9 protein-coding genes and 1 tRNA gene are annotated in these 16,035 nt (G+C 59.8%); 3 read left to right on the top strand and 7 right to left on the bottom strand.

The annotated features are described in order from the left end of the window. Positions 1-63 precede the first annotated feature (63 nt). The 4 genes from ACOZ42_RS01705 to ACOZ42_RS01720 form a co-directional block, all read right to left on the bottom strand. Complete coding sequence (locus ACOZ42_RS01705) at positions 64-1,536, bottom strand: glutamate synthase subunit beta (RefSeq protein WP_426345471.1); 1,473 nt, start codon at positions 1,534-1,536, stop codon at positions 64-66. Between the two features lie 33 nt (positions 1,537-1,569). Next, positions 1,570-6,303: a glutamate synthase-related protein gene (locus ACOZ42_RS01710; RefSeq protein ID WP_426345472.1), complete on the bottom strand. Its 4,734-nt coding sequence runs from the start codon at positions 6,301-6,303 to the stop codon at positions 1,570-1,572. A gap of 220 nt (positions 6,304-6,523) precedes the next feature. After that, a complete protein-coding gene (locus tag ACOZ42_RS01715; protein WP_003804325.1) occupies positions 6,524-7,267 on the bottom strand; it encodes an enoyl-CoA hydratase/isomerase family protein in 744 nt (247 codons plus the stop codon). Between the two features lie 13 nt (positions 7,268-7,280). Next, complete coding sequence (locus ACOZ42_RS01720) at positions 7,281-8,252, bottom strand: NAD(P)H-dependent flavin oxidoreductase (protein WP_003804322.1); 972 nt, start codon at positions 8,250-8,252, stop codon at positions 7,281-7,283. 245 nt (positions 8,253-8,497) lie between these two features. Between ACOZ42_RS01720 and ACOZ42_RS01725 the strand changes: the two genes are divergently transcribed. Continuing rightward, on the top strand, positions 8,498-9,730 hold the full coding sequence (locus ACOZ42_RS01725; protein WP_426345473.1) for a CaiB/BaiF CoA transferase family protein: 1,233 nt from the start codon (positions 8,498-8,500) through the stop codon (positions 9,728-9,730). Between the two features lie 31 nt (positions 9,731-9,761). Then, positions 9,762-11,297: a 3-hydroxyacyl-CoA dehydrogenase gene (locus ACOZ42_RS01730; RefSeq protein ID WP_003804318.1), complete on the top strand. Its 1,536-nt coding sequence runs from the start codon at positions 9,762-9,764 to the stop codon at positions 11,295-11,297. A 257-nt stretch (positions 11,298-11,554) separates the two neighbouring features. On the opposite strand, the gene ACOZ42_RS01735 is transcribed toward ACOZ42_RS01730, so the two are convergent. After that, a complete protein-coding gene (locus tag ACOZ42_RS01735; protein ID WP_003804317.1) occupies positions 11,555-12,448 on the bottom strand; it encodes a c-type cytochrome in 894 nt (297 codons plus the stop codon). Between the two features lie 244 nt (positions 12,449-12,692). Here ACOZ42_RS01735 and ACOZ42_RS01740 point away from each other — a divergent pair. Then, positions 12,693-12,767: transfer RNA gene (locus tag ACOZ42_RS01740), tRNA-Arg, on the top strand. 414 nt (positions 12,768-13,181) lie between these two features. Here the strand turns inward: ACOZ42_RS01740 and ACOZ42_RS01745 are convergent. After that, complete coding sequence (locus tag ACOZ42_RS01745) at positions 13,182-13,958, bottom strand: class I SAM-dependent methyltransferase (RefSeq protein ID WP_003804316.1); 777 nt, start codon at positions 13,956-13,958, stop codon at positions 13,182-13,184. Next, positions 13,955-15,991, bottom strand: a complete 2,037-nt coding sequence (locus ACOZ42_RS01750; protein WP_426345474.1) for a TonB-dependent receptor domain-containing protein — start codon at positions 15,989-15,991, stop codon at positions 13,955-13,957. The genes ACOZ42_RS01745 and ACOZ42_RS01750 overlap by 4 nt, the downstream gene beginning before the upstream one ends. Between the last annotated feature and the right edge of the window lie 44 nt (positions 15,992-16,035).

A 16,035-nucleotide genomic window follows, 5' to 3' on the forward strand; every position in this document is an offset into this window, starting at 1 on the left:
AAAGACAAACAGCCAACCGTTTCTCGCGGCTGGCTGTTTGCTTGCTGGCGCTGCCACGAGGACTTAGCGGGGCAGTGTGGAACTTCCCATCAGGAACTCATCGACGGAACGGGCACACTGGCGACCTTCGCGGATGGCCCAGACGATCAGGGACTGGCCGCGTCGCATGTCGCCGGCGGCAAAGACTTTGGCGCGGCTGGTTTGGTAGTTGTCGGTGTTGGCCGCAACATTACCGCGCTGGTCGGCTTCTACGGCGAAGGCGTCCAGCACTTGCCGCACGGGCGCGGTAAAGCCCATGGCCAGCAAGACCAGATCGGCTGGGAAGGTCATTTCGGAGCCAGCGATAGGGTTCATGCTCATGCGGCCTGTCGATGGATCGGTTTTCCATTCCACGCGCACGGCGCGCAGTTCTTTGACATGGCCGTTTTTGCCTTGCAACTCGACGGTGTTGATGGCCCAGTCGCGCTCGCAGCCTTCCTCGTGAGAGGAGGAGGTACGCAGCTTCATGGGCCAGTAGGGCCAGGTCAGTTCCGTGTTTTCCTGCTCGGGCGGGCGGGGCATCAGTTCAAATTGGGTGACGGATTTTGCGCCCTGTCGTGTGCTGGTGCCGACGCAGTCCGAGCCGGTATCGCCACCACCAATGACCACCACATGCTTTCCTTGGGCACTGATGGCAGGTGCGCCGCGCGAACCGGCCACCTGCTGGTTCTGGATGCGCAGAAAGTCCATGGCAGGATGCACACCTTGCAGTTGGCTGCCGGGTGCGTCCAGCAGGCGCGGGGTTTCCGAGCCGCCTGCCAGGACAATGGCATCAAATCGCTGTTCCAGTTCGGAGGGTGATAGCACGGTCAGGCCGGGCTCCTGGGCAGCTTGGTCCTGCGTCTGGCCAATGTAGGTAGAGGGGGAAAATTGCACGCCCTCGGCCTGCATTTGTGCGATACGACGATCCAGCAGGTGTTTCTCCAGCTTGAAATCGGGAATGCCGTAGCGCATCAGGCCTCCAATCCGGTCGCTTTTTTCGTACACCGTCACGTCGTGGCCTACGCGCGCCAATTGTTGGGCACAGGCCAGCCCCGCTGGGCCGGAACCGATGACAGCGACGCGTTTGCCGGTTTTTTGGGTGGGCACTTGGGGAACCACCCAACCTTCTGCCCAGCCTTTGTCGATAATGGCGTGTTCAATGGATTTGATACCGACCGGGACGCGGTCGATATTCAAGGTACAGGCGGCCTCGCAGGGAGCGGGGCAGATGCGGCCGGTAATTTCCGGAAAGTTGTTGGTGGAGTGCAGCACGTCCAGCGCTTCTTTCCACTGCTGGCGGTACACCAGATCATTCCAGTCGGGAATGATGTTGTTGACCGGGCAGCCGTTGTGGCAGAAGGGCACACCGCAATCCATGCAGCGGGCCGCCTGCTGACCGGCCTGTTCGTCATTCAATACCTGGACAAACTCTTTCCAGTGCTTGACCCGCTTTAAAGGAGCTTCCACGGCTTCTTGCAGACGTTGAAACTCAAGAAATCCAGTCGTCTTTCCCATGATGTGTCGTTTCCTGATGGTGATGGGAAGGGTTCAGGCCGAAGCCGAACGGCGGGTTTTACTGCTTTTGGGGGTAGTCTTGCCCGTTGACGGGCTTTGCCACAATTCGCTCAGGGCACGACGGTATTCGCGTGGAATGACCTTGACGAACTGTGCGCGGGCGCTGTCCCAGTCTTTCAGCAATTCGCGGGCCTGGAAGCTGCCCGTGGCCTTGAAATGTTCCTGGACCAGCGTTTGCAAGATGGCATCGTCGGTCTGACGCTCGCTCTGGGCGCTGCGGCTGTGCCATTGGGCCATGCTGCTGTTCATTTCTTGCTCGGCCTTGCTCAGGACTGGCTCCAGATCCACCATGCCCGGGTTGCAGCGTAGTTGCAGACGACGTTGCGGGTCCCACACATAGGCCACGCCCCCGGACATGCCGGCAGCAAAGTTGCGTCCCACTTCGCCCAGCACCACCACGGTGCCGCCGGTCATGTATTCGCAGCCGTGATCGCCTACCCCTTCCACGACGGCACTGGCACCGGAATTGCGGACGGCAAAGCGCTCGCCAGCGACGCCATTAAAGTAAGCCGTACCGGCCAGGGCGCCGTACAGGACGGTGTTGCCCACGATGATGTGATCCGGACCATAACCACGAAAGTCGTTGGGCGAGCGCACGATAATGCGTCCACCGGACAAGCCCTTGCCTACGTAGTCATTGGCCTCGCCCACCAGATCCAGGGTAATGCCCTGTGCCAGGAAAGCGCCAAAGCTCTGACCCGCCGTGCCTTTGCACTGAATGTGCAGGCTGTCGTCAGGCAGGCCCTGATGGCCGTACTTCTTGGTGAACACGCCCGAGAGCATGGCGCCCACACTGCGGTTGCGGTTGCGTACCGGGGTAATGAAGGACAGTGGCGTACCGTGGTTCAGGGTGACGGCGCTGCGCTCGATCAGTTGGCGATCCAGCGTGTGTTCCAGGTCATGATCCTGGGTGGCGATCTGACGGGGCGACTCCTCGTTTTCAACTTTGTGCAGCAGACGCGAGAAGTCCAGACCCTGGGCTTTCCAGTGCTCGATGCCGCTGCGCATATCCAGCCAGTCGCTGCGACCGATCAGATCGTCAAAGCGGCGCACACCCAGCTTGGCCATCAGTTCACGCACTTCTTCGGCAACGAAGAAAAAGTAGTTCACCACGTGCTCGGGCTTGCCTTTGAATTTGCGGCGCAAAACGGGGTCTTGGGTGGCCACGCCTACCGGACAGGTATTCAGGTGGCATTTGCGCATCATGATGCAGCCTTCCACCACCAGCGGAGCCGTGGCAAAGCCAAACTCGTCAGCCCCCAGCAGCGCGCCGATTACCACATCGCGGCCGGTCTTCATCTGGCCGTCGGCTTGCACGCGGATGCGGCTGCGCAAGCGGTTCAGCAGCAGAGTCTGCTGGGTTTCAGCCAAGCCCAGTTCCCAAGGGGTGCCGGCATGTTTGATGGAGGACAGCGGCGAGGCACCGGTGCCGCCGTCGTGACCGGCAATCACAATGTGATCGGCCTTGGCTTTGGCAACCCCGGCCGCCACCGTGCCCACGCCGACCTTGGATACCAGCTTCACGGAGATGTCTGCCTGCGGGTTCACGTTTTTCAGGTCGTGAATCAGCTGGGCCAAATCTTCAATGGAGTAAATATCGTGATGAGGTGGAGGCGAAATCAGGCCGACACCGGGTACCGAGTAACGTAGCTTGGCGATGTACTCGGACACTTTATGGCCAGGCAACTGCCCGCCTTCACCGGGCTTGGCCCCTTGGGCCATTTTGATCTGGATCTGATCGGCGCTGCACAGATACTGGGCTGATACGCCAAAACGGCCAGACGCAACCTGCTTGATGCGTGAGCGTAGCGAATCGTTTTCCTGCAGTTCGATATCGGCATAGACCCGGTCCTGGCCCAATACGCTGGCCAGCGTGTCACCTTGGCGGATGCCACTTTTGCCATGCTGCATTTCGTGTTGATAGCGCAGTTCATCCTCGCCACCTTCACCGGTATTGGATTTGCCGCCGATCCGGTTCATGGCCACGGCCAGCACGGCGTGGGCCTCGGTGGAGATCGAGCCCAGCGACATGGCCCCGGTTGCAAAACGTTTGACGATTTCACTGGCGGGCTCGACTTCGTCCAGGGGAATGGCCTTGGCCGGGTCCAGACGCAGCTCGAACAAGCCGCGCAGTGTCATGTGACGGCGGCTTTGCTCGTTGATGAGCTGGGCGTATTCCTTGTAGGTGCTGTAGTTCTGGCTGCGGGTGGCGTGTTGCAGCTTGGCGATGGTGTCGGCCGTCCACATATGGGCTTCGCCCCGCACACGCACGGCATACTCGCCACCGGCTTCCAGCTGGTTTTCCAGCACGGGGTCTTTGCTGTAGGCGGCGCGATGCTGGCGCAGCGCTTCTTCGGCGACCGTGAAAATATCAATCCCTTCTACCGGACAGGAGGTGCCCACAAAGTATTTGTCTACCAGTGACCGCGACAGACCGATAGTCTCGAAAATCTGGGCTCCGGTGTAGGACATGTAGGTGGAGATGCCCATTTTGGACATGACCTTGTACAGTCCCTTGTTGATCGCCTTGATGTAGTAGCCCTCGGCTTGAGAAGCATCAATCTGGTTGACTGGGTCCTGGGCCAGATGTTGCAGGCTTTCAAAAGCCAGCCAGGGGTGCATGGCTTCGGCGCCATAGGCACCCAGCAGCGCAAAGTGATGTACTTCGCGGGCCGAGCCGGTTTCCACGACCAGACCGGTGCGGGTACGCAGACCGATACGGATCAGGTGTTGATGGATGGCCGAGGTCGCCAGCAGGGCAGGGATGGCCACATGTTCGGCGTCGCAGCGGCGATCCGTCAGAATCAGGATGTTGTAGCCGTCGCGCACGGCATCGGCTGCCCGGGCGCACAGCGCAGCCACACTGGCTTCAATGCCCTCTGGTCCCCAGGCGCTGGGGTAGATGATATCCAGCTCCTGACTACGGAACTTGCCATTGCTGGCCGCTTCAATGCGCCGGATCTGGTTCATGTCAGCCGGACTGAGCACGGGCTGGGATACTTCCAGACGCAGCGGCGGGTTGACGTTGTTGATGTCCAGCAAATTGGGTTTGGGGCCAATGAAAGAGACCAGCGACATCACCATTTGCTCACGAATCGGGTCGATCGGTGGGTTGGTGACTTGGGCAAATAGTTGCCGGAAGTAGTTGTAGAAGGGCTTGGCCTTGTCCGATAACACGGCCAGGGGCGCATCGTTGCCCATGGAGCCGGTTGCTTCTTCGCCCTTGCTGGCCATGGGCAACAACACGACTTTGATGTCCTCCTGGGTCCAGCCAAAGGCCTGTTGCTGATCCAGCAGGTCGCGGGTCGCCAGTTGGGGACGCACGCCTGGCACGTTGGGCAGGGAATCCAGGCGCAGTCGCAGTCGTTCAATCCACTGCTTGTAGGGGTGCGTATTGGCTAACTGGGACTTGATTTCGGCATCGTCAATAATGCGGCCCTGCTCCAGATCGATCAGCAGCATTTTGCCCGGCTGCAGGCGCCATTTCTTGACAATGCGATGCTCGGGAATAGGCAGCGTACCGGCTTCGGAGGCCAGCACAATCATGTCGTCATCCGTGATGACGTAGCGGGCTGGACGCAGGCCATTGCGATCGAGCAGCGCGCCGATTTGCAGACCGTCGGTAAAGGCAATGGCCGCAGGGCCATCCCACGGTTCCATCTGGGCGGCGTAGTACTCGTAAAAGGCACGACGGCTCTCGTCCATCTCGGCATGCTGCTCCCAGGCCTCGGGCATCATGATCATCATGGCGTGCGGCAGGGAGTAGCCAGCCATGACCAGCAGCTCCAGACAGTTGTCGAAGGTGGCGGTATCCGACTGGCCTTCGTAGACGATGGGGTAGAGTTTTTGCAGATCCGAGCCCAGCACGGCCGATTCCATGGCACCTTCACGGGCACGCAGCCAGTTGAAGTTGCCTTGAACCGTGTTGATCTCGCCATTGTGGGCGATCAGGCGGTACGGGTGAGCCAGAGGCCAGGCCGGGAAGGTATTGGTGGAAAAGCGCTGGTGTACCAGGGCCAGGGCGGAGCAGGCACGAGGGTCGGCCAGATCGCGATAATAGCGGCCCACCTGGTCGGCGAGCAGCAAGCCTTTGTAGACGATGGTACGCACCGAGGCGGAGGCCACAAAATACTCCTGGCCGTGGGCCAGGGCCATGCGGTAGATGGCATGGCTGGCGGTCTTGCGGATCACATACAGCTTGCGCTCCAGTGCGTCCGGCACCATCACATCCGGACCGCGGCCGATAAACAACTGGCGAATCACCGGCTCGTTAGCCTTGACGGTCGGCGACATGGGCATGGTGCTGTCCACCGGGACATCGCGCCAGCCCAGCATGTGTTGGCCTTCAGCACGTACGGCCCGCTCCAACTCCTGCTCACAGGCCAGGCGGGACGCGGTTTCCTTGGGTAGAAACACCATGGCAACGCCATATTCGCCGGGGGGCGGCAGGGTCACGCCCTGGGCGGCCATTTCTTCGCGGTACAACTGGTCGGGGATCTGGATCAGAATGCCTGCACCGTCGCCCATCAGAGGGTCTGCGCCGACTGCGCCGCGGTGATCAAGGTTTTCCAGGATTTTGAGGCCTTGGGTGATGATGGCGTGGCTCGCCTGGCCTTTGATGTGTGCGATAAATCCGACGCCGCAGGCGTCGTGTTCATTAGCGGGAAGGTACAAGCCTTGGGCTTGGGGGGGACAGGAGTGTGTCATGGGCGTATCCGCAAAGAACGTGTTAAAGCGGTGCATTTGTTGCAGCGCAAAAAATAAAATACAGCGATTTTTTTTTTATGCGCAAGAATTTTTTGCGAATACGGTAAAAAAAATTAGGGACCTGCGCTTGCAGGCCCCTTATCACCCCTTTTGAATCGGGGTCAGTGTGGCAAGATCGCTGCACATGCGGGTTTGCGCAGAAATCAGGCTACCGGTGCGGCTACTTTTCGCTGCGGTTCTGGCGCATTTGCCCCAGGATGTGCAAGGCCTCCTCGCCTTCCAGCAGTTGGGAAAACAGTTTGCGTTCCCGCTCCAGCACGTCCAGCAAAATCTCGCGCTGGGGCTCGCGCAACAAGCGTTTGCTGGTGCGCAAGGCAATGGGCGGCTGCTCGGCCAGTGCATGGGCGCAGGCACGGGCAGCTTCCAGGCTGTTGCCGTGGTCGGTCAGCTCGGTGAGCAGGCCGTCTTGCAGGGCCTGCTCGGCACTGAAGCCTTGCGATAGCAGCAGCCATTCATTGGCACGGCGCTGTCCTACGTATTGGGCCAGCAGGTGGCTGGATGCCCCTTCCGGGCATAGTCCCAGGGCGGTAAACGGCATGCGCAAGCGAGCGTCGCGGGCCGCATAGACAAAGTCCGCGTGCAGCAGCAAGGTGACCCCAATGCCCACGGCATGACCTTCCACGGCCACAATCAGAGGAATATCGGCCTTGACCAGACTGCGCAAGAAGGTGATCGGCGGCGGCTCGGTGGTGTTGCGTACCGTGGCCAGATCGGAAATGTCGTTGCCCGCGCAGAAATGTTCGCCCGCGCCGGTCAGAATCAGGGCGCGATATTGTCGGTTCTGATCGGCCTGGTCGATGATCTCGGCCAGCTCTTCGTACATGGGGCCGGTCAGGGCATTGCGTCGCTCCGGTCGGTCCAGAATGACTTCCAGCCAAGGACCGGCGTCATGAGTGCGTATCATGGCGTGCTCCTGTTCAGGCGAAGGGGGAGGCCAGCAGCGCAGCCTTGGCCTGCTGATATTCGCGATGCAAACGGGCCACAATCTGGGCAGTAGACTCGACCGAATCAATGCCGCCGATGCCTTGGCCGGCTCCCCAGATATCGCGCCAGGCCTTGCTCATGCCCGAGCCAAAGGCGGTATCGGCCACTTTCTCGGCATCGAGCTTGTCCGGGTCCAGCCCAGCCGCCCGGATGCTGTCCTTCAGGTAGTTGCCCGGGATGCCGGTAAACAGCGGGGTGTAGACGATATCGGCGGCGCGGCCTTTGACGATCATGTTCTTGTAGTCGTCCGAGGCATTGGCTTCGGTGCTGGCAATAAAGCGCGTGCCAATGTAGGCCAGGTCGGCACCCATGGCCTGGGCGGCCAGAATATCGCTGCCCCGGCTCATGGCGCCGGACAGCGCAATCGGACCGTCAAAAATCTGCCGGATCTCGTTGACCAGTACAAAAGGGCTCAGGGTGCCGGCATGGCCGCCCGCGCCCGCCGCCACCACAATCAGACCGTCCACCCCGGCCTCCAACGCCTTCTCGGCGTGACGCAAGGTGGTCACGTCATGAAAAACTTTCCCTCCCCAGGCATGTACGTGCGGCACGATCTCCTGCGGGGCGCGCAAGCTGGTGATGACCAAGGGCACTTTGTGGTCGGCGCATACCCTCAGATCCTGCTCCAGCCGGTCATTGGATTGATGAATGATGTGATTGATGGCGTAGGGGGCAATGCGGCGCTCGGGATGGCGCTCGCGCAGCTCGGCCAGGGTGTCCTCGATTTCGTTCAGCCAGTCCTTGAGCTTTTCCTGGGGACGGGCATTGAGGGCCGGCACGGAACCAATGATGCCGCTGGCGCATTGAGCAATCACCAGGGCGGGGTTCGAGACGATGAACATGGGCGCTGCCATCACAGGCAGGGTCATAGATTGATAAAGCTGCTGCGTTAATGCCGAAGGCATAAGGTCGGTCTCCTATTATCGAATGATGTGCCCCGCCTCTTGATGGGGTGGGGTCCTGCAAGGAAGATCTGCCGCTGATAATCTATCGTCACCTATTCTAGGATGCTTTATCGTAGCCGGACGTGGTGCGCTGCACAAATGTCCTCCGGCTCGAAAATGACCATTGTTTGAGCACTTTTTCTGTCCGTAGACCGGACTAAGAAGACCTGGTGCACAATAAGCAACTTGAAGGATTTTTGTCTGCTATGACCACGACTGAACGAAAAGCGCCTTTGGCCGGATTGCGTGTTCTGGACTTGACGCGCGTGCTGGCAGGTCCCTGGTGTACCCAAAATCTGGCCGATTTAGGTGCAGAGGTCATCAAGGTTGAACGCCCCGGTACCGGGGATGACACCCGGGGCTGGGGGCCTCCCTATCTAAAGGATGGTCACAGGACGGACACAGAGGACGCGGCCTATTTTGGAGCGGCCAATCGCAATAAAGAGTCTATTGTGCTGGATATTGGCACTGCACAAGGTGCGGATCTGGTGCGCCAGTTGGTCAGACGCTGCGATATTTTGGTGGAAAACTTCAAGGTGGGTGGCCTGAAGAAGTACGGTCTGGACTACGAAAGCCTGCAAGCCATCAACCCGGCCCTGATTTATTGTTCGATTACCGGCTTTGGGCAGACCGGCCCCTATGCAAGCCGCCCGGGATATGACTTCATGATCCAGGGGCTGGGTGGTTTGATGTCCCTGACCGGAGAGCCAAGGGGGGAGCCGCAAAAAGCGGGGGTGGCGGTGGCCGATGTCATGACGGGCATGTACGCCACGGTAGCCGTTCTGGCGGCTGTGGTGGAGCGTCATCGCAGCGGCCTGGGGCAGCACCTGGATATTGCCTTGCTGGATTGTCAGGTGGCCATGATGGCCAACCAGAATATGAATTACTTATGTACCGGACAGGCCCCGCAGCGGCCCGGCAATGCCCATCAGAATCTGGTGCCCTATCAGGTCTTTGAGGCCAGTGACGGGCACTTGATTGTGGCGGTGGGCAATGACGCCCAGTTTCGCAGCTTTGCGCAGGAGCTGGGGCATCCCGAATGGGCCGATGATCCCCGTTTTTCGCGCAATGCCGGGCGGGTCATGCACAGGGATGAACTGGTGCCCATGTTGGCGCAGGTCATGCTGAGCCGGACGCGCGATAGCTGGTTGCAGGCGCTGGAAGCCGTGGGTATTCCCGCCGGGCCCATCAATACGATGGAGCAGGTGTATCAGGACCCACAGGTGTTGGCGCGTGGTTTGCGCCTGGACTTGCCGACCGGGCAGGGGGGCAGTGTACCTTCGGTGGCCAGCCCCTTGCGTTTGTCAGCCACGCCGGTGCAGTACCGCAGTGCGCCGCCACGCCTGGGCGAACATACCCGCGAGGTCCTGGCGCGTGTGTTGGAGCTTACGCCCGACAAGGTCGAGGCCCTGGTGACCGGCTCGGCTGAGCAGGCTTAATTTTTATTGCTTTTCGATCAGGTTGTGAATCATGAAACAGATACAAACCATCGCTATTGTTGGCGCAGGTGCCATGGGACGGGGCATTGCTCAGATTGCCGCCCAGGCTGGCAAGCAGGTCCTGCTCTATGACCTGAATGCGGACTCGCTCAAGGCCGCTTTGGCCGATGTGCATGCCGTCTGGAGCCGTTTGCAGGAGAAAGGCCGCATGACGGCTGAGCAGGTGCAGTCGGCCACAGCATGTTTGCAAACGGCCAGCGATTTGCAAGGCCTGGCCTCTGCCGATCTGGTCGTTGAGGCCATCGTGGAGCGTCTCGATGTCAAGCAGGGCTTGTTGCAGCAATTGGAAGAGATTGTCTCGGCCGATTGCGTGCTGGCCTCCAATACCTCCTCGCTGTCCATTACCGCGATTGCGCAAGCCTGCCGCCACCCTGAGCGTGTGGCGGGCTACCATTTCTTTAACCCTGTTCCCTTGATGAAAGTGGTTGAAGTCATTGATGGTTTGCGCACCTCTCCTGACGTGGGCGATGCTCTGATGCAGGTGTCGCGCGAGATGGGCCATACGCCTGTACGCGCCAAGGATATGCCCGGCTTTATCGTCAACCACGCTGGTCGCGGCATGAACATCGAGGGTTTGAAGATTGCCCAGGAGTGCGTCGCGCCTTTCTACCAGATTGACGCCATCATGCGCGAGCAGGCTGGTTTCCGCATGGGGCCTTTTGAACTGCTGGATCTGACCGCGCTGGATGTGTCGCACCCGGTGATGGAGTCCATCTATCGCCAGTTCTACGACGAGCCGCGCTTTCGTCCTTCGCCCATTACAGCGGTGCGTCACGCCGGCAAGCTGTTCGGCCGCAAAAATGGCGAAGGTTTTTACAAGTATGAGGATGGCAAGAAGCAGGTTCCGCAAGAGCCTGCCGTGCCTGCCGTGACCTCTTTCGCGCCCGTGTGGGTCTCACCCTACCACGAACAAGGCCAGGCTCGTGCGCTGCAATTGCTCAATGAGTTGGGCATGACGGTAGTCGATGGCGATCAGCCTCCTGCCGATGCCTTGATCTTGCTGACACCTTACGGTGAGGATGTGGCCAGCCTAGTGTCCCTGCATGGCCTGGACCCGGCCCGCAGCGTGGCGCTGGATACCTTGTTCGGTCTGGAAAAAGGCCGTCGACGTGTGTTGATGTGCTCGGCGGCGACAACGCCAGAGTGGCGTGATCAGGCTTGGGCCATGCTGGCCAGCGATGGGACTGCCGTTAGTGTGATTGAGGACTCGGCTGGCTTTGTGGCGCAGCGTCTGGTGGCCACCATTGTGAATATTGCCAGTGATATTGCTCAGCAGCAGATTGCCACCCCGTCGGATATCGATGCCGCAGTACGCCTGGGTTTGGGTTATCCGCACAATGGCCCATTGTCCATGGGGGACGCCGTCGGTTCGCGCGATCTGCTCGATGTGCTCAATACCCTTCAGGCCGTGACCGGTGATATGCGCTACCGCGCCAGCCCCTGGCTGCAAAGGCGTGTGCAATTGGGCTTGTCCTTGACGGCATTGCCTTTGTGCAAGGCGCAGTAAAGCGGAGCTGGCGCGATGGTCAGACTGCGCTGCCTGCTCGTTGGCAGGTTTGAACTGGTCTGACCCATAGCTTGCGCTTGCTAAAGCCTGAATCCGCATGATCGCCGGATTCAGGCTTTTTTATACATGCCACTTTTGTGTCGACTGCCTCAGCGCCGGTCAGCAGTACGATAGCCAGCGCAAAGAAAAAGCCCGATGAATATTCATCGGGCTTTTTATGCAGAGGCACTGTGCGATGACAGGGCCTTGGCGCAGTCTTATTTGGCCGCGTTGACCATGTGCTGGATGGCTGCACGAAGTTCTTCGTCAGAGGCTTGCGAACCACCGCGTGGGGGCATGGCGCCCACACCGTGAATAGCCTTTTGAAGCATCGTGTCCATACCGGTTTCGATATAAGGTTTCCAGGCGGCCTGATCACCAAACTTGGGCGCACCGGCTACACCGGCCGCGTGACAGGCGAAACAAATGGTGTCGTACAGCTTGATGCCAGCAGGGTCGACCTTGCTATCGTCAGCGGCAGCGACTTGGCTGGCCTCAGGGGCAGCGGCAGCAGCAGGAGCCTGGGCAGGCTTGCTGTCCTCGGCCGCTGCAGCTTCAGGCTTGGCATCGGCCTTCTCGCCTTCTGGAGCAGGGGCTTCGGGTTCTTTAAAGTCGGCGCCGGCAGCGTTGGCCATGTAGACAACGGCACGAGCCACTTCTACGTCATCCAGCGAGGGGTTGCCGCCTTTGGCGGGCATGCCGCGAATACCATGAATGGCATTTTTGACCAGTTCGTCCTGACCCAGCTTGAGCAACTCGCCCCAAGCACCTTTGTCGCCAAACTTGGGCGCGCCGGCTACACCGGCACCGTGACAGGCAGTACAGGTGGTTTCGTATACTTGCTGACCGGTTTTCAGTTCTTTGACTGCGTTGGCGTCCACCAGCTTGAAACCGGCCACAGGCTGGATACGTGCGGCAATGGCCTCTGGAGACAGGGCGGCCGAACCTGCGCCTGTGCTCATGGTGGAGGTGACCAGACTGACCAGCATGACAATAATCGCGATGGGCACCAAGAAAGCCAGAGCCACGGTCACAAGCAATTGTTTAGGGGTTTTGATCATGGCTGAGTGACCCTCGTTGTGTTCTTCGGGTTTTTGTTCCGTGTTGCTCATTATCGGATCCTGCGAGTTCGTACAAGAAATGACGGGAGGGCCTTATACAGGCCACCAATAAAGGCTTGCGCCTACCTAAGGGGTGTGCGCAAGGACGTGTCTAGCAAGCCACCGACCCAGATCGCGCAACCATGGATTATAGCGGACTGTATCGCTCTTGTATCCGACTCTTGATCTGGCATACATATAATTGCCGTATAGATACTGAAAAAAAGTTCAAAGTCGCGCTACAATAGCGAGCTTGGCGTCCGTAGTTCAATGGATAGAATTAGGGTTTCCGAAGCCCTCGATACAGGTTCGATTCCTGTCGGACGCGCCAGAATTCCTTGTTGATGCGGCTCTTTACGGGCTTGCTTCCTGCCTGTCGGGGTGTTTTCCTCGTCTGAGCGTGACTGTAAAAAGCAGCCTGTGGCTGCTTTTTTTGCGTCTGTTGCTTGCGCCTCTGTGGCGCTCGACATGAATAGCTGGAAGTGGCCTAAGGTTTGATATCAATCATTTGATCTAGGACAAAATAACGTTGCTCCTTGTGTTTGGAGCGCGGATGGTATCCCTGGCTTTCAAGGAGCACCGATTGTCCGGGCAAGAAGCAGGGCCGTGATCTGAACGGGCAGGGGCATAGCCCGGACATCGGTTCGGTTAACCAGGGTCTCGATAAAGCGACCTGTCCGTGCAGCGTTTTTAAGACATAAAGGGGCCGTAGCCCCTTTGTGTCTTTCCTGTGCTGCTTTCTTTCTTAAGCTAGTTCGGCGCAAATCACATAGTCATGACCATGACGCAGGCCACCCAGGGTGTGATTCAGGGCCAGGGCGCGCCGACGCAAGGCTTGAACATGCTCGGACAAGGCGACCGCCAGTGTGCGATCCTGCAGGCGACGCAAACGTCCGTCACACATATCCAATTGGCTGTGGATAAAGCTGTCTCCATAACGGATGGCAAAGCGCTGCGCATCCACACAGCGGTATCCCGCCTGTCGCAAATGGCGCAGCACCCAGTCCATCGGATACTCGCGATACGGGCGCTCACCGGCCAGTAGCAGGCAGGCATCGCGCAAGCGGCCGATCTCCACGATCAGCTTGCCGGCCGGATCGGTACTGCTGTAGGGCACGTAAGGTTCCAGCCCAATGAGGTAGAGACGCTGGCCGGTCAGGGGTCGCAGGCGGCTGAACAGTTGATCCTGGGTGTAAGGGGCAAAGCCCTCAATGGCGCCCAGTAAATAGTCCGCCAGCACCGTGTCAAAGCGTTCACCTTGCAGGAACGACGGGTCGCTCCAGTTACCGACCAGCAGCCGGTCCTGGGGGCGCTTCTGATCCCCCAGTTCGCGTGTCACCTGCTCGGCCATGCTGGGCGAGGCGGTAATGGCCGTCCAGCGTGCCGTGTCCAGGGTCAGCAGCCAACGCAGCGAACCCTTGCCGGTGCCGGCATCCAGAAAGTCGCCCCAGGGACGCTCGCCCTGCATGTCGGCCACGATCTGGTAGAGCCGGCTCCCCGTGTGGATGGCGGTCTTGCTCAAAACTCCACCTGTATTCCAGCCAGGATGTTGCGTCCCATCAGCGGCGCCTGACGGGCAATGAAAGAGGTATGGCGGTAGGCCAACTTGTTCAGCAGGTTATTTCCCCTTAGGTAAAAGGTGTAGGTGTTCTGAGCGCTATGCAGGCGGTAGCTTAAACCCATGCTGAGCAAACCGTAAGAGGGTGACCGTAGCTCATGGTCAGCCAGTCGGTTTTGGGCAAAGGTGTGGGTGTAGCCGACAAAACCCGACCAGTTCTGCCAGTTCAGATCGGTGCGAATACCCAGACGGGCGGCCGGTATGCGTGGCAGGTTGCGGCCAGGGTCTTGCAGTTTGCCACGCACCAGATCGCCATGGACGCTGAACGAAGCCCAGGAGGTGACCGGGTAGGAGGCCTGCGCTTCCAGGCCCCAGAACTGCGCTTTGCCCTGACTGTACTGGATCAGTTGAAAGTCTTCGTGGCGGTCCAGACTGTGGCCGTAAATGTAGTTGGCGCTGCGCGTGTAGAAGGTGCGCAGATCAAAACGCAGATCGCCCAGATGCTTTTGCAGCCCCAGATCCAGAGTGTGGCTGGTTTCCCGATCCAGATTGGGATCGCCGCGCTCATAGCTCAGCGTGGCAAAGTGCACGCCTTTGGCAAACAGTTCCTGTGCCGTGGGCAGGCGTTGCGAACGCGACAGGGACACGGTGGCGGCATACTCGGGGGCAAAGTCCCAGACAGCGCCCAGGGAGAAGGAGGTGGCAGTGCCTGTGCGGCGCTCCAGGGTGTTCGAGTCCGGCGTGATGCTTTGCCATTCCTGGCGTGCGCCCAGTTCCAGCCGCCAGTTGTCCCAGTTCAGGCTCTCGAGCAGGAACAAGCCCTGGCTGCGAGTACGGGTGGGCGGGATGAAGTTTTCCGTGCCGTCGCGCGAGGCAAAATCAGACTGGCTGGTTTGCAGGCCAATGACGCCTTCAAAAGGCCCCCAGGGCTGGTGCTCCAGTTCCAGCCGCGTGTCGTAGCCGCGATTGGTGAAGCGGGTGCCAACCTTATCGCCGTCTTTTTCCACATGCCGGTAGTTGGTGGAACCGGCGCGCAGGCGAGCCCGTTTGAAACCGGGCAAAGGATCACGCAGTTCGCCGCGCAGGTCAACGCGCTCGGTGCGCAGATGCGCTGTCGCAGCGTGCTCATGGTCCTGGTCGTAGCCATGGCCGTGATCGTGGCCGTGGCCACCGCAATGCAAGGTGGCACCGTGCGGGTGGCAGTCTTCGTATTCATGGCTGTGGCCGGGCAAGCCATAACTGCCTTCCCGATAGGAGTACGCGGCCCCGATGTAACCGCGCTCGCCAATAAAGGACAGGCCAACACTGCCAGTGTCCGTACGGGAGTCGGAGTCTTTGACGCGGCTGTCGGTCCAGTTGGGCACGCGATAGTCACGGCTGCGGTGCGAGGCCCCTTCTACGTGCAAGGCGATATTGCCCTGACCGGCTGTCATGTCGAATGCGCCGACCCGGCCTCGATCGGCTGTGGAGCCTTGGGCGCGGACTGAGCCTTCAAACCCTTTTTCGGGGATCGCCGTGGGAATCTTGCGGTCCAGCACGTTGACCACGCCCCCGATCGCACCGCCGCCATACAGCAGGGCGGAGGGCCCGCGCAGTACTTCAATGCGTTCAGCTTGCCAGGTGTCGACCGTAATCGTGTGGTCGGGGGAGATGGCAGAGGCATCCATCACTTCGGCGCCGTCGCTGAGCACTTTGACGCGAGGCGCAGTCTGGCCACGAATGACCGGTCGGCTGGCACCGCTGCCAAAGCTGTCGACGTGGATGCCCACTTCCCCATCGAGCAGTTCACCCAAAGTGCTGCTACGGCGCAAATCCAGCTGGGGGCCTTGCAGCACCGTGCTGGCTGTGGCCAGTTCTGTCTGTTGCAAGGCCAGGGGGCTGGCGGAGATTCGGATCGGGGCCAACTGAGAGACAGGGGGTTCAAGCTCATTGGCTTGTGCTGAGGCGCAAAGCGCGAGGGCCAGCGTCAATGGCAAGGGGCGGGGACTGAAGTGCATCTCATCTTCCGGAAAAGTCAATTTTTTGGGATGTTATAACATAA

This window comes from Alcaligenes sp. HNGD-HTN06, assembly GCF_049932565.1.
In the GTDB taxonomy this organism is placed as follows: Bacteria; Pseudomonadota; Gammaproteobacteria; order Burkholderiales; family Burkholderiaceae_B; genus Alcaligenes; species Alcaligenes ammonioxydans.